Origin of the sequence: Proteus sp. TSJ240517 (assembly GCF_047921575.1) — a bacterium.
Classification (GTDB): Bacteria; Pseudomonadota; Gammaproteobacteria; order Enterobacterales; family Enterobacteriaceae; genus Proteus.
In genome coordinates this window covers 252,083-276,301 of record NZ_JBLRMH010000002.1, presented here as the reverse complement: position 1 = coordinate 276,301, position 24,219 = coordinate 252,083, and the positions used below count along the sequence as shown (strand labels likewise).

Below are 24,219 nucleotides of genomic sequence, written 5' to 3'. Positions count from 1 at the left end.
CATCAGCAAAATTAAAAAGAATAAGCCCATCATTTTGTATTGATAACGACTAAATCGATATAGTCTGGTTGACTTGTTTTTGGTTTGCCGTGGTATAAAGGCTAGAGTATTAGGGGCAGAGATGATCCGTGATGATATTGAGAATAAGCTGATTTCACGCTTTTCACCGCATTTTTTACAAGTAATAAACGAAAGCCATCGCCATAATGTGCCCGAAGGCTCTGAAAGCCACTTTAAAGTCATTATCGTTTGTGATGATTTTAATGAGAAACGTAGTGTTTCGCGCCATCGTGATGTGTACCAAACATTAGCTCATGAAATGGAAAATGGTGTTCATGCATTAGCATTACACACTTTTACTTTGAGCGAATGGAATGAACAGCAGGATAAAGCATTGCGCTCTCCTGGGTGTCGTGGCGGAAGCCAAGAAGATTAACAACCTTATCGTTAATCGTGAGTAAATAGATCCTAAGATGCGTATTTTTTGTTCTTTATAGAGGGAAAAAGGGGTGAGTTGCTCGATTTTATGAAAAAATTGAGGAATAAAACGGCTCTTTCTCGACTCAACCCCTCTAGATCGTTATAATGTCGCGTCTAATTTTCAGTAAGGTTTCGGGATGCTTCTGATATCAGGGATCCTCGTTTTTTTAAATGTGGCGGCCCCGGTTCTGAAAGGAAAATAAACCTAAACATGTCAATATCATGTTAGTTTCCTTTAAAGTAGACCGAGCACTAAAACTTATTTTGAGGTAACAAGATGCAAGTTTCTGTTGAAACGACTCAAGGCCTAGGGCGTCGTGTCACAATCACCGTACCAGCCGCTGATATCCAAACTGCTGTAGACAGTGAACTGAAAAAAGCTGCTAAAACTGTTCGCATTGATGGTTTCCGTAAAGGTCACGTTCCAATGTCAATGGTTAAACAGCGTTACGGTATGTCAGTGCTGAATGATGTTCTGGGTGATCTGATGCAGCGTAATTTCATTAACGCTATCATCGAAAACAAAGTAAACCCAGTTGGCGCGCCTGACTACAAACCAGAGCAATACAAAGAAGGTGAAGACTTTGTTTACTCTGTAGAATTCGAAGTTTTCCCAGAAATCGAACTGAAAGATCTGGAAAGCATTGAAGTTGTAAAACCTGTTGTTACTGTTAAAGACGAAGACGTTGATAACATGTTAGAAACACTGCGTAAGCAACAAGCAGAGTGGAAAGACAAAGACGGCGAAGTTGCAGCAGAAGATCGCGTAACTGTTGATTTCAACGGTTCTATTGACGGTGAAGAATTTGAAGGCGGAAAAGCTGAAGATTTCGTACTGGCAATGGGTCAAGGTCGTATGATCCCAGGTTTCGAAGAAGGCGTTATCGGTCATAAAGCTGGCGAAGAATTCACAATTGATGTGACTTTCCCAGAAGATTACCACGCTGAAAACCTGAAAGGTAAAAAAGCACAATTCGCTATCAACCTGAAAAAAGTTGAAGAGCGTGAACTGCCAGAATTAACTGAAGAGTTCATCAAACGTTTTGGTATTGCTGATGGTTCTGTTGATGGTTTACGTGCTGAAGTACGTAAAAACATGGAACGTGAACTGAAAAATGCAATCCGTACTCGTGTTAAATCACAAGTTATCGATGGCTTAGTTAAAGCAAACGAAGTTGACGTACCAGCAGCCGCTGTTGACAGTGAAATCGAAGTTCTGCAGCGTCAAGCAGCTCAACGTTTTGGTGGCGACGAGAAACAAGCTCTGCAATTACCTCGTGAACTGTTCGAAGAACAAGCTAAACGTCGTGTAATCGTTGGATTACTGTTAGGTGAAGTGATCAATAGTAATGAACTGAAAGCAGAAGACGACCGTGTGAATGCACTGATCGACGAAATGGCTTCAGCTTATGAAGATCCATCAGAAGTTGTTGAGTTCTACAACAAGAACGAACAACTGATGAATAACATCCGTAATCTTGCGTTAGAAGAGCAAGCGGTAGAAAAAATCTTAGCAAATGCTAAAGTAACTGAAAAAGAAACTAACTTCACTGAACTGATGAACGAAGTTCAAATGGGTTAATTCTTAACCGCGAATATCGGTTTTAAGCAAAAACCCGTGGTTTTTACCACGGGTTTTTTTCAGTTTGTATATATTTATCAAATTTTGCCTTGAAATTTGAGCGATTATCTCCAGATAATTCTATATTCTCTTTATCACTCCTCGCGAGGCGCCTTGAATGTCTTGTGAGAGATTAGATCATTAGAAATGGTCATGATCAATTATCTCAAGTAAAATTGTTGTCATTGGCACCAATAAGAATGCAATAGGAGACAGACATGTCATTTAACGACACACAGGAACAATTCGCACCTAATATGGCTCTGGTGCCGATGGTTATAGAGCAAACTTCGCGAGGAGAGCGTTCTTACGACATTTACTCACGTTTATTAAAAGAACGTATTATTTTCCTGACTGGCCAAGTTGAAGATCACATGGCTAATCTTATCGTTGCTCAAATGCTATTTTTAGAAGCAGAAAACCCAGAGAAAGACATCAACCTGTATATCAACTCACCAGGTGGCGTGATTACCGCGGGTATGTCTATTTATGACACCATGCAGTATATCAAAGCAGATGTGAGCACCATTTGTATGGGACAAGCGTGTTCAATGGGCGCTTTCTTATTATCTGCTGGTGCGAAAGGTAAACGTATTTGCTTACCTAATTCTCGTGTGATGATCCACCAACCATTAGGTGGTTTCCAAGGTCAAGCAACAGATATTCAAATTCATGCTCAAGAAATTTTGAAAGTAAAATCCCGTATGAATGAGCTAATGGCTCAACATACAGGTAAATCTATTGAAGAAATAGAAAGAGACACTGAGCGTGATCGTTTCTTATCCGCTAACGAAGCGTTAGAATACGGATTAGTGGATAAAGTCTATACTCAACGTAGCTAATCATTACACGTTGTAATAGCAATTGAATTAACACGTTTCCTTTGTTATAGAATTGCGCAAAGGAAACGGCTATTAATATCTCTATGTAAAAAGTCTTTCTTCTTCTTATTAATTGAATAAGAAGAATAACTAAGTGAGGTTGACTGATGACAGATAAGCGCAAAGATAGCTCAGGGAAGCTTCTGTATTGCTCTTTCTGCGGTAAAAGCCAGCATGAAGTAAAAAAATTGATCGCTGGTCCGTCGGTTTATATCTGTGATGAATGTGTCGATCTTTGTGTTGATATCATTCGTGAGGAAATAAAAGAACTGGCGCCTCATCATGAACGCAGTGAATTGCCAACGCCACATGAAATCCGTAAGCACCTTGATGACTATGTTATCGGTCAGGAATTGGCTAAAAAAGTTTTGGCTGTTGCCGTTTATAACCACTATAAACGTCTGCGTAATGGCGATAAAGCCAATGGTGTTGAGCTGGGAAAAAGTAATATTTTGCTGATTGGTCCTACTGGTAGCGGTAAAACGTTATTAGCAGAAACATTAGCACGCTACCTTGATGTTCCTTTTACTATGGCAGATGCCACAACGCTGACAGAAGCGGGTTATGTGGGTGAAGATGTTGAAAACATCATTCAAAAACTGCTACAAAAATGCGATTACGATGTGCAAAAAGCACAACGTGGTATTGTTTATATTGATGAAATTGACAAGATCACCCGTAAATCTGAAAACCCATCAATCACTCGTGATGTGTCTGGTGAAGGTGTACAGCAAGCATTATTGAAATTAGTTGAAGGCACTGTGGCTTCTGTGCCTCCTCAAGGCGGGCGTAAGCACCCACAACAAGAATTTTTACAAGTTGATACTTCTAAAATCCTCTTTATTTGTGGTGGTGCATTTGCTGGGCTCGATAAAGTTGTCGCACAACGTTTAAATACACATTCAGGTATCGGTTTTGGTGCAGAAGTTAAAAGCCAAAAAGAGAAAGCTAGCGAAGGTGAATTATTAGCTCAAGTTGAGCCAGAGGATCTGATTAAATTTGGTCTTATCCCTGAATTTATTGGTCGTTTACCTGTTGTTGCAACACTCGGCGAATTAAACGAAGAAGCGTTAATCCAAATCTTACAAGAACCTAAGAATGCACTGACTAAGCAATATCAGGCATTATTTAAATTAGAAGGTGTAGATTTAGAATTTCGTAAGGAAGCGCTGACTGCGATTGCGAAAAAAGCCATGGTACGTAAAACAGGTGCGCGTGGTTTACGTTCGATTGTTGAAGCAGCATTACTTGATACGATGTATGACCTTCCTTCATTTGAAAATGCAGAAAAAGTGGTCATTGATGAAGGCGTTATTAATGGAAAATCTGAGCCACTGATTATTTATAGTCAGCTAGAAAACCAAGCGTCTGGTGAATAATACATCGTAATTTGGCAATGTCTCTTGTCTGACATTATCTAGTTTTCTCTCAAAATAAGAGGGAAATTTAAGATAAGGCGCGCCAACGCAATAAAAATGAGGGAATTTTCCCTCATTTTGTTTTTTTAATGGGTAAGGCTATTGAATGTCAGAAAAGTGCCCTTATATATTTTGACAATCCGTGGAATTAATTTTATTTGGTGACATGCGAATAAAATTACCTGTAAAAGCGTTAAGCTAAAAACGAAGAGAGAGCTCTATGAATCCTGAGCGTCCAGAACGTATTGAAATACCTGTATTGCCATTACGTGATGTCGTTGTATATCCGCATATGGTGATCCCGTTGTTCGTTGGTCGTGAAAAATCTATTCATTGCTTAGAAGCTGCGATGAACGACAACAAACAAATTATGCTGGTTGCGCAGAAAGATGCATCTACTGACGAACCAGGTGTTAATGATCTTTTTTCTGTTGGTACAGTTGCGTCTGTTTTACAGATGCTAAAACTGCCTGATGGAACAGTGAAAGTGCTTGTTGAAGGTATTCGTCGTGCCAAAATTACGACGTTATCTGACAATGGTGAATACTTTCAGGCGAAAGCAGAATACCTTGAAACGCCAGCCGTTGATGAGCGCGAACAGGAAGTCTTAAATCGTACAACGATTAATCAGTTTGAAGGTTATATCAAGCTGAATAAAAAAATTCCGCCAGAGGTATTGACCTCATTACATGCTATCGAAGAATCAGCGAAATTAGCAGACACCATTGCTTCTCATATGCCGCTGAAATTAAAAGATAAGCAAGCTGTACTTGAAATGTCTGATGTCACAGAACGCCTTGAATATTTAATGGCAATGATGGAATCAGAAATCGATCTGCTACAAGTTGAAAAACGCATTCGTAACCGCGTTAAAAAGCAGATGGAAAAGAGTCAGCGTGAGTATTATCTCAATGAACAAATGAAAGCTATTCAAAAAGAATTAGGTGAGATGGATGATGCACCTGATGAAATGGAATCGCTGAAACGTAAAATCGACGCTGCTAAAATGCCAAAAGAGGCAAAAGAAAAGACAGAAGCGGAACTTCAGAAATTAAAAATGATGTCGCCAATGTCAGCAGAAGCCACGGTTGTGCGTAGCTATATTGATTGGATGGTTCAAGTTCCTTGGAATAGCCGTAGCAAAGTTAAAAAAGACTTAGTGAAAGCACAAGAAGTTCTTGATACTGACCATTACGGTTTAGAACGTGTTAAAGAGCGTATCCTTGAATATCTCGCGGTACAGTCTCGTGTTAGCAAAATTAAAGGGCCAATCCTGTGTTTAGTAGGGCCTCCAGGTGTGGGTAAAACCTCGCTGGGTCAATCTATTGCTAAAGCAACTGGCCGTAAATATGTTCGTATGGCGTTAGGTGGTGTGCGTGATGAAGCTGAAATCCGTGGTCACCGTCGTACTTACATCGGTTCTATGCCAGGCAAATTAATTCAGAAAATGGCGAAAGTTGGCGTTAAAAACCCTCTTTTCCTGTTAGATGAAATTGATAAAATGTCATCAGACATGCGAGGCGATCCGGCTTCTGCACTGTTAGAGGTGTTAGATCCAGAACAAAACATCGCATTTAACGACCATTATCTGGAAGTTGATTACGATCTGTCTGATGTGATGTTCGTGGCGACATCTAACTCCATGAATATACCGGCACCGTTGTTAGATCGTATGGAAGTTATTCGTTTATCAGGTTATACCGAAGACGAAAAACTGAATATTGCTAAGCAACATTTGTTACCAAAACAGATTGAACGTAATGCGTTAAAACCAAGTGAGCTGACAATCCACGACAGCGCAATTATGGGCATTATTCGTTATTACACGCGTGAAGCGGGTGTACGTAGTTTAGAGCGTGAAATTTCTAAATTATGCCGTAAAGCAGTAAAACAACTGCTAATGGATAGCACAATCAAACATATTGAGATTAACGAAGATAATCTCAAAGACTACTTAGGTGTTCGTAAAGTTGATTACGGTCGTGCTGACACAGAAAACCGAGTAGGGATGGTAACAGGACTTGCATGGACAGAAGTTGGTGGTGATTTACTGACTATTGAAACAGCAAGTGTACCAGGTAAGGGCAAGCTGACATTCACCGGCTCTTTAGGTGAAGTAATGCAAGAGTCTATTCAAGCGGCAATGACGGTAGTTCGTGCTCGTGCGGATAAACTTGGTATTAATAGCGATTTCTATGAAAAACGTGATATTCACGTACACGTTCCTGAAGGCGCAACACCAAAAGATGGTCCAAGTGCAGGTATCGCAATGTGCACTGCATTGGTATCAAGCCTAACAGGTAATCCTGTGCGTTCTGATGTTGCAATGACGGGCGAAATTACGTTACGCGGACATGTCTTGCCAATTGGCGGACTGAAAGAAAAGTTACTTGCTGCACATCGTGGTGGAATTAAGACAGTTCTTATCCCTGATGAAAATAAACGTGATTTAGAAGAAATTCCTGAAAATATTGTTGCTGACCTGGATATTCACCCGGTGAAAACAATTGAGGAAGTTTTATCGCTAGCCCTGCAAAACTCGCCGTTTGGCATGGAAGTTGTGACTGATAAATCACACTAAAGAGTGATATTAGTCATAAATAATAGCTAAAAAAAAGGCTGGATAAGTAATAAAAGCTTGCCAGCCTTTTTTTGTGTCGCTAATTTAATGGGGATTTTAATTAAAAATGCTGTTTTATCGGTCTTGCTATATCTAAAAAGGCTTGATATAACGACGTTTGCAAAATTTGCCATTAATGGTGAAAAATAACGCATAAAATTATGGGGATGAAAGCGTGAATAAAACTCAACTGATCGACAAAATTGCTGCAAATGCAGATATCTCAAAAGCGGCAGCAGGTCGTGTTGTAGATGCTCTGGTTGCTTCTATCACTGAATCTTTACAAAAAGGTGATGATGTAGCATTAGTAGGTTTCGGTACTTTCACTGTACGTGATCGTGCAGCTCGTACAGGCCGTAACCCACAAACAGGTAAAGAAATTCAAATTGAAGCTGCAAAAGTTCCTGCATTCCGTGCAGGTAAAGGCTTAAAAGACGCAGTTAATCAATAATAGTTGAACTTATTTTCTGCCAATTTGTTATTAGCTTAACGTTATGGGTAAACAGAAAACGACTCAATTAAAAAATGAAGCGCATCTTTTTGAGATGCGCTTTTCTTTTTTAGGTTATAAATCACGATTAAACCTTGTATTCTCTGGCGATAAGACGTGAAACTGAAGTAGTCATTTGATAGAATGACGCGTTGTTCTATAACTGAAATAGATAACAATGAATGATTCAGTGGTGAGTTAAATGGTTATCGTAATCAATGAATCAAATAATGCTGTTTAGTTTTTTCTTAGTTATAGAAAGTGCGTGTTAAGACTGCGCATTAATACGGGACTGGCTGTTTTTAATGATTGTCGCGTGTCGTGACATTTTGATATTAAGCCAGCATGGGCATATTATCTTTTCGCTGTGCTCAAAATAGTCGTGTAACACCCATAAAAAATAATTTTTATTTCACCAAACGGAGCCTCGTCTCGTTATGATGGACAACATTCGTTCCACTGCTAATAATCCATTTATAAAGATATTATTAGCTGTGATCATCCTCTCCTTCGTCCTAACTGGTGTGGGCGGATATCTCTTTAGTTCAGGCGTTAATGATGCAGCTGAAGTTAACGGATATAAAATTAGCCGTTCTCAATTAGAGCAAACTTATCAGCAACGTCGTGCTCAATTACAACAAGATATGGGTGAAAATTTTGCTGCTCTTGCTTCATCAGAAGAAGGTCAGAAACTTATTCGCCAACAAGCGCTTGATTTACTGATCAACCAAGCATTACTTGATCAATTTGCACAAAATCTGGGTATTTCAGCCGGTGATCAGCAAATTAGAGATGCTATTTTTGCACTTCCTTACTTTCAAACTGACGGCAAATTTGACAATAAAAAATATGTCGATTTATTGAAAGGCAATAATATTGATGCAGATGCTTTTGCAGAAGGTATTCGTCAAAACCTTATTAATCAGCAATTAAAATTTTCTATCCAAGGTACGGATTTTGCCTTAGATAGCGAAGTTAAAGAATTTGCGGGATTAATGCTACAAAGCCGTAATGTACGTTTAGCATCATTAGACATTCAGCCATTCCTTGAAAAAGAAACGGCATCTGATGAAGAAGTGAAAGCGTTCTATGAGCAAAATAACCAAATGTTCATCGCGCCAGAGCAATTTAAAATTAGCTATATCCAATTAAATGCTCAAAAAGATTTTAATAAGATCAACATTACTGATGAAGAAGCAAAGGCTTACTACGATAGTAATATTGATGAATTCACGGCAGCAGGACAGAAACAGTACAGCATCTTAGTCTTAGCTGATGAAGCAGCAGCTAAAGCGGCAGAAGACGAGCTGAAAAAAGGTGCTGATTTTGTTTCGTTAGTGAAAGAAAAATCTATTGATAGTTTCTCTAAGAAACAAAATGGTTCTTTAGGTTGGATAACTATTGGACAAGAGTTACCAGAGCTTGCTAATGCAAGTTTGACAGAAAAAGGTCAAATCTCTGAACCTGTTAAAATCAGCAATGGCTACGCAATTTTCCGCCTTGATGATGTCAAACAATCTGTTGTAAAACCATTTGATGAAGTGAAAACAGATTTACTGGCAAAAATGCGTGAAAACAAAGCAATTGATGATTTCTTCGCATTACAACAAAAAGTGAGCCAAGCTGCATCTAATGACAACGACACATTAGCTCCTGCTGCAAATGCGGGCAACGTGACCGTGGTTAATACTGATTGGTTTGATGAAAATACGGTTCCTGCACCATTAAATAATGAAAAACTCACCCAGTTAATTTTTGGTGGTTCATTAGTGGATGAAAATGGCCCAACAGGCATGAATTCAGACATGGTGACGTTAGGTAATGACAGTGCATTTATCGTGCGTGTAGAAGGTTACAAGCCTTCAGCAACCCAACCATTAGACAAAGTACGTGATCAAGTTGTTATGCTGGTTAAACAGCAAAAAGCATCGCAAGCAATGAATGCAGAAGCCCAAAAACTTTTAGCTGCATTAAAAGAAGGTAAAGGCGAAGAAGCACTGAAAGCTGCTAACATTTCGTTTGGTAGTGAAGAAAGCATTGTTCACTCATCTGCAACAGATGTAGTACAAACCGCGATTTTCTCTATGCCAAAGCCAGCTGAAGGCAAAAAAGAGTATGGTATGACTAATGTACCAGGTACTAAAGTTGTCCTTATTCAATTAGATAGCGTAACAGACGGCAAACCAACATCTGAACAGTTAGAGTTTATGACTAATCTCTATCGTGCTCAGATGGGCGAAGAAGCGTTACAACTCATATTACGTGACCTAAAAGATAACGCTAAAATTGAAATTTTTGATAAAGATTATCAATAATCAAATTTGAGTTATTGCATTGAAAACCCAGCGTAAAGCTGGGTTTTTTTATGGTTACTATTCTTGATAATTGAAGCAAATGCTTCGCTTTTCGAAAAATTCATATTTGAGAGCAAGCCCGACAATTTCTTGTAATGTTTCTTTTATTCATTTTTATTTTTCCTGCCTTCTCGTAGTTCTCTTTTTATACAATTGATGATTTATCAGTATATTGGCATTCTTTTTCTGCATTCAGAAATCTCTGTTTGCTATTGAATTTAAAATTATTGAATAAAAGGAAATTATGATTATGAAAATGGATAAAAAAATGTTGTCAGGTTTTATGGCTTCTATCTGTCTTGCCTTGGGATTAGGGCTTTCTCCTTTCTCTTATGCAGAAGAAACACCAGCTTCAACACCAACAGTTTCTATTGAAACTCACTCATCTGTTGCTCGTGATGCTAAAGAAAACAAAGCCAGTGCAGAAGGTAAAGTTAATTTAAATACAGCAACAGTAGATGAACTAATGGGATTAAAAGGGATCGGAAAAGCGAAAGCGCAAGCCATTATTGATTACCGCGAACAGTTAGGGCGTTTTACCTCTATTGATGAACTTGAAAAAGTTTTTGGAATTGGTATGAAGTTAGTTGATCAAAATCGTGATTTTATCGTTATTAATTAAGGTATTCATTCTTATACGATGTTGAGTATAAGTGATAGCAGAAACGTGAATACTGATTGAAAATCTCCGTGTTTCTCTTTGATTTTTATTTTGATAAGAGAAACACGTTTTCTTAGCGTTTTCTTTGTTAAAAGAAAACAAGATAAACCTATATCAGAAATTACTAAATTTATTTTCTTGGCTATATTTATGGTATCGCAAAAAAACTTTATAAAAAGTTTATTAGAATAATCAAGAGGTAATAAATTGATATGAGTACGTTAATTAAAGTTTATGGCTTTCATTTAGATGTTTTTGAACATGTGAATAATGCGCGTTACCTTGAGTTTTTAGAACAAGCTCGATGGGATTGGATTGAGCAACATTTAGATTTTGATTGGTTTAAGCGCAATGGCTTGGCATTAGTGGTTGCTAATATCAATATCAATTATCGCTTACCTGCAAGTTTAGGTGATGAGCTACTTATTGATTGTGATGTTGCTGAAGTGGGAATTAAAAGTGGCGTACTTTCTCAAAAGATTGTGAGAAAAAAAGACGGTGCGCTTATCTCTGATGCATTAATTACTTTTGTTCTTGTTGATATCAATACCAAAAAAGCACTGACATTAACAGAACAGTTAAGAGAGAAGCTTGAATATGTACGCCAATCTTCCTAATACACAAAGAGAGTATTAGAGAGCTCTTATTAAATGCTTTCAGGCTAATCTAAGATAATTTAATGCAGTGATAATAATTGATGAATTATCACTGCATAAGTGAATAGAATGGCAGGCAGCAGTGATAATTAATAAGGTAATTCCAATGATTATTTAAGACCCACTTTCTGTTTCATTGTCTGCATAATTGGTGTTTTATCGGCTAAGTAGGTGTTTAATCCGCGTTGTCTTAAATGACAAGCTGCGCATTCACCACAGCCATCCCCCTGAATACCGTTATAGCAAGTTAAAGTTTCATGACGAACGAAATCTAACTTTTTATAGTAATCAGCGAGAGCCCACGTTTCGGCTTTATCTAGCCACATTAATGGCGTGATAAATTGAATATCACGAGCAATACCTAAGCTGACAGCATGATTCAGAGCTTTTACAAATTCATCACGACAATCAGGGTAACCAGAAAAATCTGTCTCACAAACACCAGTGATGACACTCTCTGCACCAATTTGATAAGCGTAAATTGCAGCCAAAGTGAGGAAAAGGATATTTCTACCTGGTACGAAGGTACTAGGAATATCACTTTCTTCACTTTCTTTGAAATCAGGAACAGGAATATTGTCTCGAGTTAAGCTACTGATGGCGAGTTCGTTGAGTAAACTTACATCTAAAACTTTATGAGCGGTTGCACCTAGTAATTGACTAACTTTTTGTGCTACCTCAATTTCTTCTTTATGGCGTTGCCCATAATTAAATGTAATGCAATGTACTTCATCGTACTCTTCCAACGCTTGAATAAGGCAGGTTGTCGAATCTTGTCCACCACTAAAGACAACGACCGTTTTTTTCATCAGAATACTCCTGAATATTGAATTTCTATAAGGATTAGTACGCATAAAAGTACATATATTATGGCAATTTATTACCGATTTATCATTAGATGATTACTCTTATAGTAAGGGGCAGGTTATCATTATTTTTTGTAGGGGCATATTTTGAAGGAGTATCTATGTTAGATAAGATTGACCGTAAACTATTAGCGCTGTTACAGGAAGATTCAAGCCTCTCACTGAATACTTTGGCTGAGGCTGTTAACCTAACCTCAACACCTTGCTGGAAACGATTGAAAAGACTAGAGGATGAAGGGTATATTCGTAAGCGCGTTGCGCTGCTTGATAGTGAAAAAATCGGGCTAGGTCTAACAGTTATTGTTATGATTAGAACACAGCAACATAATAGCGAATGGTACGAACAGTTTGTTTCATTTGTTAAGCAAATGCCAGAAGTACTGACATTCTATCGAATGGCGGGTGAGTGTGATTATCTAATGCATGTTGAAGTAGTAGACATGAAAAGTTACGACCTATTTTATAAGCGTATGGTTAATGGCGTACCGGGTCTTATTGATGTGACTTCTAACTTCGCAATGGAAAAAATTAAATACACAACGGCAATGCCGATACCTGAATAAGGTTCATCTTTACCAACTGGCACTTTTATTTTTTGTATAACCTTAGGATTTAAGGCGTGGCTCTATTTTCACAGCTCAGTTGGTATTTTCTCAGTGAATGGCGTCGTTATGTAGGTGCCATTTTCTTATTGATGGTTATCGCAGTATTACAGGTGATCCCTCCAAAGATTGTTGGGATCATTGTGGATGGTGTCGATAACCATAGTCTGACGTTTAGCCAAGTGATCAACTGGATTGGCGTGATGGTATTAATTGCCCTCGCGGTTTATCTTTTACGTTATTTTTGGCGTCTTTGGTTATTTGGTGCATCTTATCAATTAGCAATAAAACTGCGGATGCAAATTTATCAACAACTTAATCAACAATCTTCTTCATTTTATCATCGTTATCGCACAGGCGATTTAATTGCACGTACCACCAATGATGTTGATAAAGTGGTTTTTGCTGCGGGTGAAGGTGTACTGACCTTAGTGGACTCTATGGTTATGGGGCTTGCTGTGCTTGTCATGATGAGTATTCAGTTAAGTTGGGAACTGACGCTGATTTCATTATTACCTATGCCAATCATGGCAATTTTGATTAAGCGATATGGCGATAAATTACATAGTCGCTTTAAAACCGCACAGGCACTTTTCTCTTCACTTAATAATCAAGCACAAGAAAGCTTGAGTAGTATTCGTATGATCAAATCATTCGGACTAGAGCAACAGCATGCCTCCCGTTTTGATGATGTGGCAAAAGAAACTGGACGACAAAATATGCGCGTTGCAAGAATTGATGCGCTATTTGATCCTACTATTTTTATGGCTATTGGTTTTGCTAATTTACTCGCTGTTGCTGGTGGCAGCTATTTTGTTATTAATGGCAGAATGACATTGGGTGAATTAACCAGCTTTGTGATGTATTTGGGGCAAATGATCTGGCCAATGCTGGCTTTAGCATGGATGTTCAATATTGTTGAGCGTGGCAGTGCTGCTTATAGTCGAATTAATAGTTTATTGGATGAAAAACTCGATATGGTTGATGGTGAATTATCACCAAAGCAAGGTCGAGGAGTCTTATCTGTTAATATCAAACGTTTCCAATATCCCGAACAAACGACACAAACACTGAAAAACATTCATTTCACATTATCACCGGGTGAAATGCTAGGTATTTGTGGTGTGACAGGAAGTGGTAAAAGTACATTACTTAGTGCCATTCAACGACTTTACGATGTCACTGAAGGTGAAATTTGTTTTCAATCAGTTCCTATTTATCAATTGAAACTAGATGAATGGCGAGCACGATTGGCTGTTGTTAATCAAACCCCCTTCTTATTTTCAGACACCATCGCGGGAAATATTGCCTTAGGTCGTCCTGATGCGACAAAAGAAGAAATAGAGTCTGTTGCGAAACTGGCAAATATTCACGAGGATATTTTACGCTTACCTGAAGGGTATCAAACACAGGTAGGTGAAAAAGGTGTGATGTTATCTGGTGGACAAAAACAGCGTATTTCTATTGCCCGAGCACTATTATTGGATGCCGAAATTTTATTATTAGATGACGCATTATCTGCTGTTGATGGACAAACTGAATATCAAATCCTACAAAATTTGTCACAATGGCGAAAAGATAGAACATTAATTATCAGCGCTCATCGCTTATCTGCATTAGTTGGTGCTACGAATATCTTAGTCTTAAAACAAGGTGAGATTATAGAGCAAGGTACACATCAGCAATTAATTTCAATACCAGGTTGGTATCAAGATATGTACCATTATCAGCAATTAGAGGCCGCGCTGGATGACGATGAATAAAAATAAATCCGTTAAAGCGCTATTGCCTACATTAAAGCGTCTTTTGACTTATGGTAAAACCTACCGAAAATCAATGGCATGGGGTGTCATTATGTTGTGGGTAGCCGCCGTTGCAGAAGTGGGGGGACCATTAATTGTTGGCTATTTTATTGATGCAAAAGTTGCCACGAATAATGTGGAATTAATGTCATCATTAGGTCTAGCATTGGCTTTTATTCTTTTGCAGGTGATCGCCGCTACACTTCACTATTATCAGGCCATTGTGTTTAATCATGCCGCTGTTGGGGTTGTACAACAATTACGTACTGATGTAATGAGTGCGGCTCTAAAACAGCCATTAAGTGCTTTTGATAATCAGCCTGTGGGGCAGTTAATTTCTCGTGTAACAAATGATACAGAGACGATTAAAGATTTGTTCGTGAACGTTTTGCCGACATTATTCCGAGCAATTGCTTTAGTGGTTGTAATGCTGATAGCTATGTTTTTATTAGAATGGCAAATGGCGCTTGTTGCAATGATGATATTTCCTGCGGTGATAGGTGTGATGATGCTTTATCAGCGACTAAGCACGCCAATAGTTCGCAATGTGCGCCACTTTTTAGCCAATATAAATGATGGTTTCCACGAAGTTATCAATGGCATGTCAGTTATTCAGCAATTTAGGCAGCAAGCTCGATTTGGTGAAAGAATGTCAGATGACAGTTGGCAACATTACCAAGCACGTATGAAAGCGTTAAAACTGGATGGTCTGTTATTACGTCCTTTATTAAGTATGCTCTCTGCGTTGGTTCTGTGTGGCTTATTAATGTTGTTTGGGTATCAGGGCAGTGCAGTTATTGGTGTTGGGGTTATTTATGCGTTTATTAGTTATTTAGGTCGATTAAATGAACCCTTGATCACATTGACATCTCAGCAATCGATTTTGCAACAGGCGGTAGTCTCTGGTGAGCGTGTTTTTGAACTGATGGATGCGCCTTTACAGCACTACGGTTCATCATCACATTCCATCACTCAAGGTAATATCGATGTTAACTCTCTTTGGTTTGCGTATCGTGATGAGCAATGGGTATTAAAAGATATCAATTTAACTATTCCTGCTCGTCATTTTGTCGCATTCGTTGGGCATACAGGGAGTGGCAAAAGTACTCTAGCAAGTTTATTAATGGGAAATTACCCTTGGCAAAAAGGAAATATCCATTTAGATGGGCAACCTTTAGAGGACTATTCTCATACTGCATTACGCAGTGGTATTGCAATGGTGCAGCAAGATCCCGTTTTATTATCAGGTTCACTGCATGACAACATTACGTTAGGGCGTGAATGTGATGAGTCACATTTATGGCAGGTATTAGAAACAGTTCAACTTGATCAATGGGCTAAAGCCTTACCTGAAGGACTACAAACAGAACTCGGTGAGCAAGGTAGCCGCTTATCCGCTGGACAAAAACAATTACTTGCATTGGCGCGTGTATTATTAATACCTCCTCGTATTCTTATTTTGGACGAGGCAACAGCAAATATTGATTCAGGAACAGAACAAGCCATACAGAAGGCGTTAAAAGTAGTTAGGGAAAAAACAACACTGATTGTTATTGCTCATCGACTTTCCACTATTATTGAAGCCAATGAGATTGTGGTGCTTCATCGTGGTGCAATTGTTGAACAGGGTGATCATGCTAAGTTACTTTCACAAAAAGGTCGATATTATAATATGTATCAATTACAGCAAGTCAGAGAGTCTTTACAAGAACAAGAACCTGTTGAAGTAGAATAATAACCTTAAATAAAAAATATAATTTTAGAGGGCACATCATCTTTATGTATGTGTCTTTTTTTATTTCCTCATTATCTCGCTTTTATCAAAATAGCAGCCGTATTTTTGCACCAACTCGGTGAGTTTTTTCATTTTAACTATTTCAATAATTAAATTTCTATTTAAATATCAATTGATTAAATAATGGCATGCCTTTTGCTTTTCTATATTTGCTTGGTTCTTTCAAATATCGACGAGGTTTATATGAAATATATCATCGCCATTATTAAGCCATTTAAATTAGAAGAGGTAAGAGAGTCGCTTTCTGAGTTAGGTATAAAGGGAATGACAATCAGTGAAGTCAAAGGTTATGGACGACAAAAAGGGCATGCAGAGCTTTATAGAGGCGCAGAATACGAAGTTAATTTTCTCCCCAAAGTAAAAATAGAACTCGCTATTTGCGATGAGCAACTTGAGTCAGTTATGCAAGTGATTATGCAAGCGACTGATACAGGGAAGGTAGGAGATGGAAAAATTTTTGTTTTGGAATTATTGCAGGCAGTCCGTATTCGTACTGGCGAGTCTGGTGATGAAGCACTTTAAAGGAGATATTCGATGAAACGCTTACTTTCTTTGTTATTAATGTTAGTGCTTACACACTTTTCTTCATCTGTATTTGCGACTGAAACAGTGATTGTTGATAAAGCTGATAATGGTTTTATGTTGATATGTACTGCTTTGGTCTTTTTTATGACTATACCTGGTATTGCTCTGTTCTATGGCGGCTTATTAAGAGGGAAAAACGTACTTTCTTTGATCACGCAAGTGATGATGATCTTCAGTGTTGTAGTTATTCTTTGGGTTATATTTGGCTACAGTCTGGCATTTACCGCAGGTAATAAAATTTGGGGTGGGTGGTCACTTACTTTTTTGAATAACGTATCACTAGATTCACTCTCTGGTTCAATTAATCAGTATGTACATATTGCTTTTCAAGGATCTTTTGCTGTTATCACTGTTGCATTGATTGTTGGTGCATTAGGCGAGCGAGTCCGTTTTTCCGCACTGCTTATTTTCACGGTTATTTGGTTTACGTTTTCTTATATCCCTATTGCGCATATGGTATGGGGAGAAGGTGGTTGGTTAATCGATGATGGTGCATTAGATTTTGCAGGGGGAACTGTCGTGCATATTAATGCGGCTATTGCGGCTCTTGTTGGTGCTTACTTACTTGGTAAGCGACGTGATAGTCAGCATACAGCGCTTAAACCTCATAATTTACCAATGGTCTTCACAGGCACCGCGGTTCTTTATATTGGTTGGTTTGGTTTTAATGCAGGCTCTGCTGGTAGTGCAAATGCGATTGCGGCTTTAGCATTTCTAAATACAGTAATTGCAACCGCAGGCGCTGTACTTTCTTGGACGGCATCAGAATGGATCACCAGAGGAAAACCTTCCATGCTAGGGAGTTGTTCTGGTTGTATTGCTGGATTAGTGGCGATTACACCTGCTGCTGGCACGGTCGGAGTGATGGGGGCTTTATTTATCGGTGTAATGGGGGGCATTATCGGGCTTTGGGGCGTTGTTGTTTTAAAGCGCTGGCTAAAAGCGGATGATGTTTGTGATGTTTTCGGTATCCACGGTACTTGTGGTATTGCAGGTTGCTTATTAACCGGGGTGTTTACGGCTTCATTCTTAGGTGGAGTGGGATATAGCGATGGTATGACACTCAGTAAACAAGTTTTAATTCAATTAATGAGTGTTGTGATCACCGTGATTTGGTCTGGTGTTGTCGCTTATATAAGTTTTAAAATCGCTGATAAGCTGGTGGGTTTACGTGTTTCAGAAGAGGAAGAGCATGATGGATTAGATTTAACAACTCATGGTGAAAGAGCTTATCAACAATAATTGTCTATTCCCCCTCGTTTGAGGGGGGAATATGCCAAGATATTATTTTGAATGTTTAGTACGTTTTTGGCGAATAACCCCTTCTTGAACAGAAGACGCTACTAGTTGACCATTTGTATTAAAGAATTTACCTCTCACAAATCCTCTACCGCCTGATGCTGAAGGGCTTTCAATTACATAAAGTAACCAATCATCTACACGGAATGGGCGATGAAACCACATAGAATGGTCAATCGTAGCGACCTGCAGACTTGTATCCATAAAACCTAAGCCATAAGGTTGGAGAGCGGTTGGTAAAAAATCAAAATCAGAAACATAACCAAGCAAGTATTGATGCAAGAAAGGATCTGATGGCATTTCACCACGACTACGATACCAAACATAGCGTTCAGCAGGCGCTTTAGAGTAGCCAAAAGGGCTAAAATATTGCACTGGACGCGCTTCAAAAGGTGTTTCTCGTAGTGCTAAAGATTTAATCGGCTCGGGTAATTTGGGTGCTAATTTCTTTAAAATCTCATGTTGTGAGATAAGTTCATTTGGAAAAGGAACATCAGGCATTATATCTTGATGTTCAAAACCTTCTTCAAATTCTTGAAAAGAAACGGTCATATAAAAAATAGGTTTGCCATGCTGAATAGCGCTGACTCTACGAGTACTAAATGAACCGCCATCACGGATAAATTCCACATCATAAACAATAGGCTTATGGCTATCACCAGGACGTAAAAAGTAGCTATGAAATGAGTTGATATAGCGGTTATCTGCAATAGTCTGTTTTGCAGCGTATAGTGCTTGTCCTACAACTTGCCCACCAAAAACTTGAGGTAATCCTAGATCTTCGCTTTGACCTCTAAATAGACCTTCTTCTATTTTTTCAAGTGCCATCAAATTGATGAGATCTTTCAATGCTTGACTCATAGTGTACCTGTATCATTAGATCTGGTTATTTTTTATAAAGTTGATTATATACAATCCTAAGAAGATAAAAAATAATCTCCCTTTTTATCTTAGATAGCAATTTAATGATAAATAAACAGAGTTGATGAGATTATGGTTTACCCACTTATTGAATACTCTCTGATGAATTTATGGGAGGCAAAAAGAGCGTTAAAGGCAATTGAATAATCAGCGAGTGTAGATTTGGGTAATTAATCATCACTTAGGCTCACTTTCCTTGCTATTTGGATCAGTTTAAAACATAATGCGTGACGTCTTAGCAATAAGACAATCTATGGGGTCTTGTTGGTTCTCCCGCAACGCTAACTTGTTAACTCGGTCAGGTCCGGAAGGAAGCAGCCATGGCAGGTGTCGTGTGTGCCGGGATGTCGCTGGCAAGGCCCCACCCAATTTTTAGCCTTTCATAATATCTAATCTTTCATAATTATTATCTTCTAAGATTGTTATTTCCCCTTATATTTTTACTCTCCATACGTGTTTTTTGAGCGCTGTTTTCTTTGGGTTTAAGAGTCAATATTATTGAATAGAAAATAGTATGCTTAATGTATCAATTTATTATTGGAAAATTTACGGTCGTATTTATAAATGAAAGGAATATTTGAGTAAAGCAGTGCAGTCATGCCGTAATAAGTCAACGGCATGATGGTGTGTAATCATTCTACTGATAAGAAAACGTGAATAAAACGATATCTAAATTAAGAACTAATAACCCTACTACTATAAAAAATAAAAATAGCAAAAATAAAACTAAGGCAATTAAATAGAATTAGATTATCTTACAAATTTCCAAACAGACGCTGGAATTTTATCATATAGCTTATTCATTGTGAGTTCTGCTAAACGGTGGTCTGCTGCTGAATAAAACAGCTCCAGTTCATCATCAGAGAGTTCATATTTGTTTTTTTCAATCACACGTTCTAATGTTTCGATTGAAGTACATTTTCTTAAACGCATTAGATAGTCTGTCTTAGTCATGTTGTCTTTTCTCTATTATTAAAATAAAACTATAGATAATTAAAATTACTTAATATAACTTTTTGGGTTTTTGGCAATGAGAGCTAAAAGTGACTGGTTTAACTCTTTCCAATTATTGATATCTGAGTAAGAAATTGATGTATTACCAAATAAACGATAAGTCTCTTCAAGGTACTCTTCTATAAGCGTATTAATTACATGTTTATCTGGGTGTTTAATCTTAAATTTCCAACTAAAGTCCATAATGTGTTCAATTAGAACATTAAGGTCAACGCTTTTTGTGCTACTCAGATCGTTGTGCCAAATTGTGCTTCCTTTATCTAATGAGCCTAAAGCTTGCTGTAATAGCTCTTCGCACAAAAACGACAATTCGGCTAAATCTACTTTTTCTGGTGAATATTCGTCCATAACATATCGTAATTGAATTAATAGAAAATATTCATTAATAATGATAAATACTTAAAGTTGAACTTATTAACGGGATACATCACATAATTCATTAATGGATTAATAAAAAACATAAACTTGAAAATGAGTGTTTATATTTACTCGTATGCTAAAAGAGTTTAATAATTATATTTATTATTTCTAACAAAGTAATAGCATATCGAAAGACAACACTAAACACTCAATTGCACACGAATGAGTTTAAAACTTATACAATAAGTATTTCTTTGCTTAATATAGCACTATTATTGCATAAGTCACTATCTGAACAACAGAATTTTGTCTATTTTCGTAAAAATCAAGAAACCTCGATTAAAGAGCATTTCTCTTAACTTGGTGATTTTATTTGTTTTTATTATATTTTAAATGTTTAAGCGTGTAAATGAGGCATAATTATCGTTGTTATTTATAAATAACAGAACTGCTTAATTTTGACAAAAAGTCATATATAAGAAAAAAAATAAAATGAATTTATTGATTAAAGAGATATTTTCTAAAAATAATATAATGAGATAAGTTTTCATTTAAAACAGTGTATCAATAGATATTGCATCAATAGATAAAGAAAAAGGTCGCTTTCGCGACCTTTTTGGCATTACCACTCAAATTCATTCAAATTAGTGTGAATGATTTGGATGCTCTAAATCTTCATTTTTCTTCGCAAATCGTCTACGGATCACGACGAAGAAAATAGGAACAAAGTAGATAGCAAGGGAGGTTGCGGCAATCATACCACCGAATACACCTGTACCTACTGAGTTCTGAGCACCAGAACCTGCACCGTTACTTAATACTAGAGGAATAACCCCTAACATAAAGGCAAGTGAAGTCATTAGAATTGGACGTAGACGCATTCTAACAGAGTCTAAAGTTGCTTCTATGAGTCCTTTACCTTCTTTCTCCATCAAGTCTTTGGCGAATTCAACAATCAAGATTGCGTTTTTCGCCGATAACCCAATGGTTGTTAAGAGCCCAACCTTAAAGTAAACGTCGTTTTCAAGGCCTCTTATTGATGTTAATGCAAGAGCACCAATAACACCCAGTGGAACGACTAACATAACGGAGAATGGTACTGACCAGCTCTCATAAAGAGCAGCAAGACAAAGGAATACAACTATCAAGGAAATGGTATACAGCGCAGGCGCTTGGTTACCAGATAAACGTTCTTGATATGACATTCCTGTCCATTCATAACCGATACCGCTTGGTAGTTTACTTGCGAGATCTTCCATCATAAGCATTGCATCACCACTACTTTGGCCTGGTGTTGCACTACCTTGAATTTGAACTGCTGGTAAACCGTTATAACGCTCTAAACGAGGAGAGCCGTATAACCAAGGATCTTTACTTGTATCAATGAACGATGAGAATGGAACCATCTGACCGACATTGTTACGAACATAAAGATTACCGATATCTTGTGGCAACATACGGTATTGTGATTCAGCTTGAACGTAAACTTTCTTAACACGACCACGGTCGATAAAGTCGTTTACATAGCTACCACCAAACATCGTACCTAATGTTGAATAGATATCACTGATTGCAACACCTTGAGCTTGTGCTTTTTCTAGGTCGATATACAGACGATACTGTGAAGTATCTTCCTGACCATTAGGACGCACACCCGTTAACATTTGAGGCTGTTGCGCTGCCATTCCTAGTAATTGATTTCGAGCTTCCATGAGTTTTTCGTGACCGAGGTTAGCTTTATCCACTAACTCGAATTCGAAACCACCCGCAGAGCCTAACTCAACAATCGCTGGAATGTTAAATGAGTAAACAAAGGCTTCCTTAATTTGGGATAATGCCTTATTGGCACGTCCTACAATTGCGGGAACTTTGTCTTCATCTGCTTTTCGTTCATCCCAATCATTCAATACAACGAAGACCAGACCCATATTTTGGCCTTGACCACCGAAGCCGAAGCCACTTACGGTAAAGACCGATTTAACGAGTTCTTTCTCATCAGTATTGAAGTAGTCGTTTACTCTTTCTAGTACGTCTTGTGTTTGTTCTTGTGTTGAACCCGCAGGCAACTGAACCATTGTCAGTAATACACCTTGGTCTTCTTCAGGTAAGAACGATGCTGGTAAGCGAATAAACATTAACGCCATACCTGCGACTAATAAAACGTAAATTAGCAAGTAACGACCTGTACCACGAAGAGTACGGGATACACTGTCAGTATAGTGGTGGCTACTCTTTTCAAAGGTACGGTTAAACCAACCAAAGAAACCTGTTTGCACACCGTGACTGCCTTTCGGTACAGGTTTTAACATCGTTGCACAAAGTGCTGGTGTTAAAATCAACGCAACGAAAACAGACAGAACCATTGCTGATACGATGGTGATAGAGAACTGGCGGTAGATTGCACCTGTTGAACCACCAAAGAATGCCATTGGAATAAATACCGCAGAAAGTACTAGGGCGATACCGACCAGCGCACTTTGGATTTGTCCCATGGATTTACGTGTTGCTTCTTTAGGCGATAAGCCTTCTTCTTGCATAACACGTTCGACGTTTTCTACCACAACGATGGCATCATCCACCAGAAGCCCGATGGCAAGTACCATCGCGAACATCGTTAAGGTATTTATCGAATAACCAAACGCCGAAAGTATGGCGAAGGTTCCTAACAATACAACGGGTACTGCAATTGTTGGGATTAACGTAGCACGGAAGTTCTGTAAGAACAGATACATTACTACGAATACCAGCATAATTGCTTCAATCAGCGTTTTTACCACTTCGAAAATAGAGATCTTAACGAATGGCGTTGTATCGTAAGGATAAACAACTTCTAATCCCGCAGGGAAGAATGGCTCCATTTCAGCCAATGCTGCACGTACCGCGGTTGCTGTATCTAATGCGTTAGCACCTGTTGCTAATTTAATACCAATACCAGAAGCGGGTAGGCCATTAAAGCGAGCAATAGTGCTGTAGCTTTCAGCACCCATTTCAACTATACCAAGATCTTTTAGCTTAACCTGTGAACCGTCGGTGTTAACCTTCATCAGGATATCGCCAAATTGCTCTGCGGTATTGAGTCGAGTTTGAGCAATAATAGATACGTTTAAACGCTGGCCAGGAACGGGAGGTGTACCCCCTAATTGACCTGCGGCCACTTGGTTATTCTGTGCTCTAACCGCACCGATAACATCAAGTGTGGTCATGTTGTATTTCACCAGTTTATCTGGGTCTAACCAAATACGCATCGCGTATTGAGTACCAAATAACTGGGTTTCACCCACGCCGGTTACACGGCTTAATGGGTCTTTAATCGTTGCACCCACATAGTCTGCGATATCATCTTGTGACATTGAGCCGTCATTTGAGATGAAACCCGCAACCATCAAGAATGAACTTGAGGATTTATCAACACTAATCCCTTGTTGTTGCACTTCCTGAGGTAATAACGGCATGGCAAGTTGCAGTTTATTCTGCACCTGTACTTGCGCGATATCAGGATCAGTACCTGCTTCAAAGGTCAGAGTGATATTCATCATACCAGCTGAGTCACTGGTCGCAGACATATACACCATGTTATCGATACCATTCATATTCTGTTCGATAACTTGGGTAACAGTATTCTGCACAGTGGTGGCGTCAGCACCAGGATAAACCGCAGAGATAGAAATCGCTGGCGGTGCAATCGTTGGATACTGGGCAACAGGCAGTTTGATGAGTGCCAGAAGACCTGCGAGCATGGTAATTATCGCAATTACCCACGCAAATATCGGTCTATCTATAAAAAACTTAGGCAT

General features: G+C 38.4%; 19 protein-coding genes and 1 other RNA gene. 15 read left to right on the top strand and 5 right to left on the bottom strand.

The annotated features are described in order from the left end of the window. Positions 1–121: 121 nt before the first annotated feature. The 9 genes from bolA (at position 122) to ACNARN_RS04800 (ending at position 11,142) form a co-directional block, all read left to right on the top strand. Entirely contained in the window at positions 122–436 is a 315-nt protein-coding gene (bolA, locus tag ACNARN_RS04840; RefSeq protein ID WP_109371700.1) for a transcriptional regulator BolA, read from the top strand. A gap of 321 nt (positions 437–757) precedes the next feature. Next, positions 758–2,062, top strand: coding sequence for a trigger factor (gene tig / locus ACNARN_RS04835; RefSeq protein ID WP_023580863.1), 1,305 nt, complete (start codon positions 758–760; stop codon positions 2,060–2,062). 257 nt (positions 2,063–2,319) lie between these two features. Continuing rightward, positions 2,320–2,943: an ATP-dependent Clp endopeptidase proteolytic subunit ClpP gene (gene clpP / locus ACNARN_RS04830; RefSeq protein WP_100159251.1), complete on the top strand. Its 624-nt coding sequence runs from the start codon at positions 2,320–2,322 to the stop codon at positions 2,941–2,943. Positions 2,944–3,089: 146 nt separating this feature from the next. Next, positions 3,090–4,361, top strand: coding sequence for an ATP-dependent protease ATP-binding subunit ClpX (gene clpX / locus ACNARN_RS04825; protein WP_023580862.1), 1,272 nt, complete (start codon positions 3,090–3,092; stop codon positions 4,359–4,361). 259 nt (positions 4,362–4,620) lie between these two features. Continuing rightward, positions 4,621–6,981, top strand: coding sequence for an endopeptidase La (gene lon, locus ACNARN_RS04820; protein WP_198619358.1), 2,361 nt, complete (start codon positions 4,621–4,623; stop codon positions 6,979–6,981). Positions 6,982–7,195: 214 nt separating this feature from the next. After that, a complete protein-coding gene (hupB, locus tag ACNARN_RS04815) occupies positions 7,196–7,471 on the top strand; it encodes a nucleoid-associated protein HU-beta (protein ID WP_036911695.1) in 276 nt (91 codons plus the stop codon). A 476-nt stretch (positions 7,472–7,947) separates the two neighbouring features. Continuing rightward, positions 7,948–9,825 carry a peptidylprolyl isomerase gene (ppiD, locus tag ACNARN_RS04810; protein WP_198619359.1) on the top strand — a complete coding sequence of 626 codons (1,878 nt, stop codon included), beginning with the start codon at positions 7,948–7,950 and terminating at the stop codon, positions 9,823–9,825. A 289-nt stretch (positions 9,826–10,114) separates the two neighbouring features. Next, the gene (locus ACNARN_RS04805) at positions 10,115–10,486 is read left to right on the top strand and encodes a ComEA family DNA-binding protein (protein WP_232805415.1); all 372 of its coding nucleotides are present in this window, start codon (positions 10,115–10,117) and stop codon (positions 10,484–10,486) included. Between the two features lie 251 nt (positions 10,487–10,737). After that, positions 10,738–11,142: an acyl-CoA thioesterase gene (locus tag ACNARN_RS04800; RefSeq protein ID WP_099074223.1), complete on the top strand. Its 405-nt coding sequence runs from the start codon at positions 10,738–10,740 to the stop codon at positions 11,140–11,142. 149 nt (positions 11,143–11,291) lie between these two features. Here ACNARN_RS04800 and queC read toward each other — a convergent pair whose 3' ends face one another. Then, positions 11,292–11,990 (bottom strand): 7-cyano-7-deazaguanine synthase QueC, encoded by a 699-nt coding sequence (queC, locus tag ACNARN_RS04795; RefSeq protein ID WP_198619360.1) that lies wholly within the window; start codon positions 11,988–11,990, stop codon positions 11,292–11,294. A gap of 158 nt (positions 11,991–12,148) precedes the next feature. Here queC and ACNARN_RS04790 point away from each other — a divergent pair, with 158 nt between their 5' ends. The 5 genes from ACNARN_RS04790 to amtB all read left to right on the top strand — a co-directional run bounded on the left by ACNARN_RS04790 (position 12,149) and on the right by amtB (position 18,073). Then, the gene (locus tag ACNARN_RS04790) at positions 12,149–12,610 is read left to right on the top strand and encodes an Lrp/AsnC family transcriptional regulator (RefSeq protein ID WP_036911686.1); all 462 of its coding nucleotides are present in this window, start codon (positions 12,149–12,151) and stop codon (positions 12,608–12,610) included. Positions 12,611–12,666: 56 nt separating this feature from the next. Continuing rightward, positions 12,667–14,412 (top strand): SmdA family multidrug ABC transporter permease/ATP-binding protein, encoded by a 1,746-nt coding sequence (locus ACNARN_RS04785; protein WP_198629914.1) that lies wholly within the window; start codon positions 12,667–12,669, stop codon positions 14,410–14,412. After that, positions 14,399–16,186 carry a SmdB family multidrug efflux ABC transporter permease/ATP-binding protein gene (locus ACNARN_RS04780; protein WP_269812633.1) on the top strand — a complete coding sequence of 596 codons (1,788 nt, stop codon included), beginning with the start codon at positions 14,399–14,401 and terminating at the stop codon, positions 16,184–16,186. The genes ACNARN_RS04785 and ACNARN_RS04780 overlap by 14 nt, the downstream gene beginning before the upstream one ends. Before the next feature lie 243 nt (positions 16,187–16,429). After that, complete coding sequence (gene glnK, locus ACNARN_RS04775) at positions 16,430–16,768, top strand: P-II family nitrogen regulator (RefSeq protein WP_198626021.1); 339 nt, start codon at positions 16,430–16,432, stop codon at positions 16,766–16,768. A 12-nt stretch (positions 16,769–16,780) separates the two neighbouring features. Continuing rightward, on the top strand, positions 16,781–18,073 hold the full coding sequence (gene amtB, locus ACNARN_RS04770) for an ammonium transporter AmtB (protein WP_198619364.1): 1,293 nt from the start codon (positions 16,781–16,783) through the stop codon (positions 18,071–18,073). A gap of 42 nt (positions 18,074–18,115) precedes the next feature. Here amtB and tesB read toward each other — a convergent pair whose 3' ends face one another. Further along, entirely contained in the window at positions 18,116–18,991 is an 876-nt protein-coding gene (gene tesB, locus ACNARN_RS04765) for an acyl-CoA thioesterase II (RefSeq protein ID WP_100159258.1), read from the bottom strand. 322 nt (positions 18,992–19,313) lie between these two features. Between tesB and ffs the strand changes: the two genes are divergently transcribed. Continuing rightward, positions 19,314–19,410, top strand: an RNA gene (ffs, locus tag ACNARN_RS04760) — signal recognition particle sRNA small type. Positions 19,411–19,801: 391 nt separating this feature from the next. On the opposite strand, the gene ACNARN_RS04755 is transcribed toward ffs, so the two are convergent. The 3 genes from ACNARN_RS04755 to ACNARN_RS04745 all read right to left on the bottom strand — a co-directional run bounded on the left by ACNARN_RS04755 (position 19,802) and on the right by ACNARN_RS04745 (position 24,219). After that, positions 19,802–20,005 carry an HHA domain-containing protein gene (locus ACNARN_RS04755; RefSeq protein WP_006535062.1) on the bottom strand — a complete coding sequence of 68 codons (204 nt, stop codon included), beginning with the start codon at positions 20,003–20,005 and terminating at the stop codon, positions 19,802–19,804. A 45-nt stretch (positions 20,006–20,050) separates the two neighbouring features. After that, positions 20,051–20,413 carry an Hha toxicity modulator TomB gene (gene tomB, locus ACNARN_RS04750; protein ID WP_198619365.1) on the bottom strand — a complete coding sequence of 121 codons (363 nt, stop codon included), beginning with the start codon at positions 20,411–20,413 and terminating at the stop codon, positions 20,051–20,053. Between the two features lie 656 nt (positions 20,414–21,069). Continuing rightward, positions 21,070–24,219: an efflux RND transporter permease subunit gene (locus tag ACNARN_RS04745; protein WP_416304205.1), complete on the bottom strand. Its 3,150-nt coding sequence runs from the start codon at positions 24,217–24,219 to the stop codon at positions 21,070–21,072.

Excerpts from the sequence above, each read along its gene's own strand:
- ACNARN_RS04790 (WP_036911686.1), top strand. The coding sequence starts at position 12,149 with ATGTTAGATAAGATTGACCGTAAACTATTAGCGCTGTTACAGGAAGAT.
- amtB (WP_198619364.1), top strand. The coding sequence starts at position 16,781 with ATGAAACGCTTACTTTCTTTGTTATTAATGTTAGTGCTTACACACTTT.
- queC (WP_198619360.1), bottom strand. The coding sequence starts at position 11,990 with ATGAAAAAAACGGTCGTTGTCTTTAGTGGTGGACAAGATTCGACAACC.
- clpX (WP_023580862.1), top strand. The coding sequence starts at position 3,090 with ATGACAGATAAGCGCAAAGATAGCTCAGGGAAGCTTCTGTATTGCTCT.
- ACNARN_RS04800 (WP_099074223.1), top strand. The coding sequence starts at position 10,738 with ATGAGTACGTTAATTAAAGTTTATGGCTTTCATTTAGATGTTTTTGAA.
- tesB (WP_100159258.1), bottom strand. The coding sequence starts at position 18,991 with ATGAGTCAAGCATTGAAAGATCTCATCAATTTGATGGCACTTGAAAAA.
- bolA (WP_109371700.1), top strand. The coding sequence starts at position 122 with ATGATCCGTGATGATATTGAGAATAAGCTGATTTCACGCTTTTCACCG.
- ACNARN_RS04780 (WP_269812633.1), top strand. The coding sequence starts at position 14,399 with ATGACGATGAATAAAAATAAATCCGTTAAAGCGCTATTGCCTACATTA.
- glnK (WP_198626021.1), top strand. The coding sequence starts at position 16,430 with ATGAAATATATCATCGCCATTATTAAGCCATTTAAATTAGAAGAGGTA.
- ppiD (WP_198619359.1), top strand. The coding sequence starts at position 7,948 with ATGATGGACAACATTCGTTCCACTGCTAATAATCCATTTATAAAGATA.
- lon (WP_198619358.1), top strand. The coding sequence starts at position 4,621 with ATGAATCCTGAGCGTCCAGAACGTATTGAAATACCTGTATTGCCATTA.
- tig (WP_023580863.1), top strand. The coding sequence starts at position 758 with ATGCAAGTTTCTGTTGAAACGACTCAAGGCCTAGGGCGTCGTGTCACA.
- ACNARN_RS04745 (WP_416304205.1), bottom strand. The coding sequence starts at position 24,219 with ATGCCTAAGTTTTTTATAGATAGACCGATATTTGCGTGGGTAATTGCG.
- tomB (WP_198619365.1), bottom strand. The coding sequence starts at position 20,413 with ATGGACGAATATTCACCAGAAAAAGTAGATTTAGCCGAATTGTCGTTT.
- ACNARN_RS04755 (WP_006535062.1), bottom strand. The coding sequence starts at position 20,005 with ATGACTAAGACAGACTATCTAATGCGTTTAAGAAAATGTACTTCAATC.
- clpP (WP_100159251.1), top strand. The coding sequence starts at position 2,320 with ATGTCATTTAACGACACACAGGAACAATTCGCACCTAATATGGCTCTG.
- ACNARN_RS04805 (WP_232805415.1), top strand. The coding sequence starts at position 10,115 with ATGAAAATGGATAAAAAAATGTTGTCAGGTTTTATGGCTTCTATCTGT.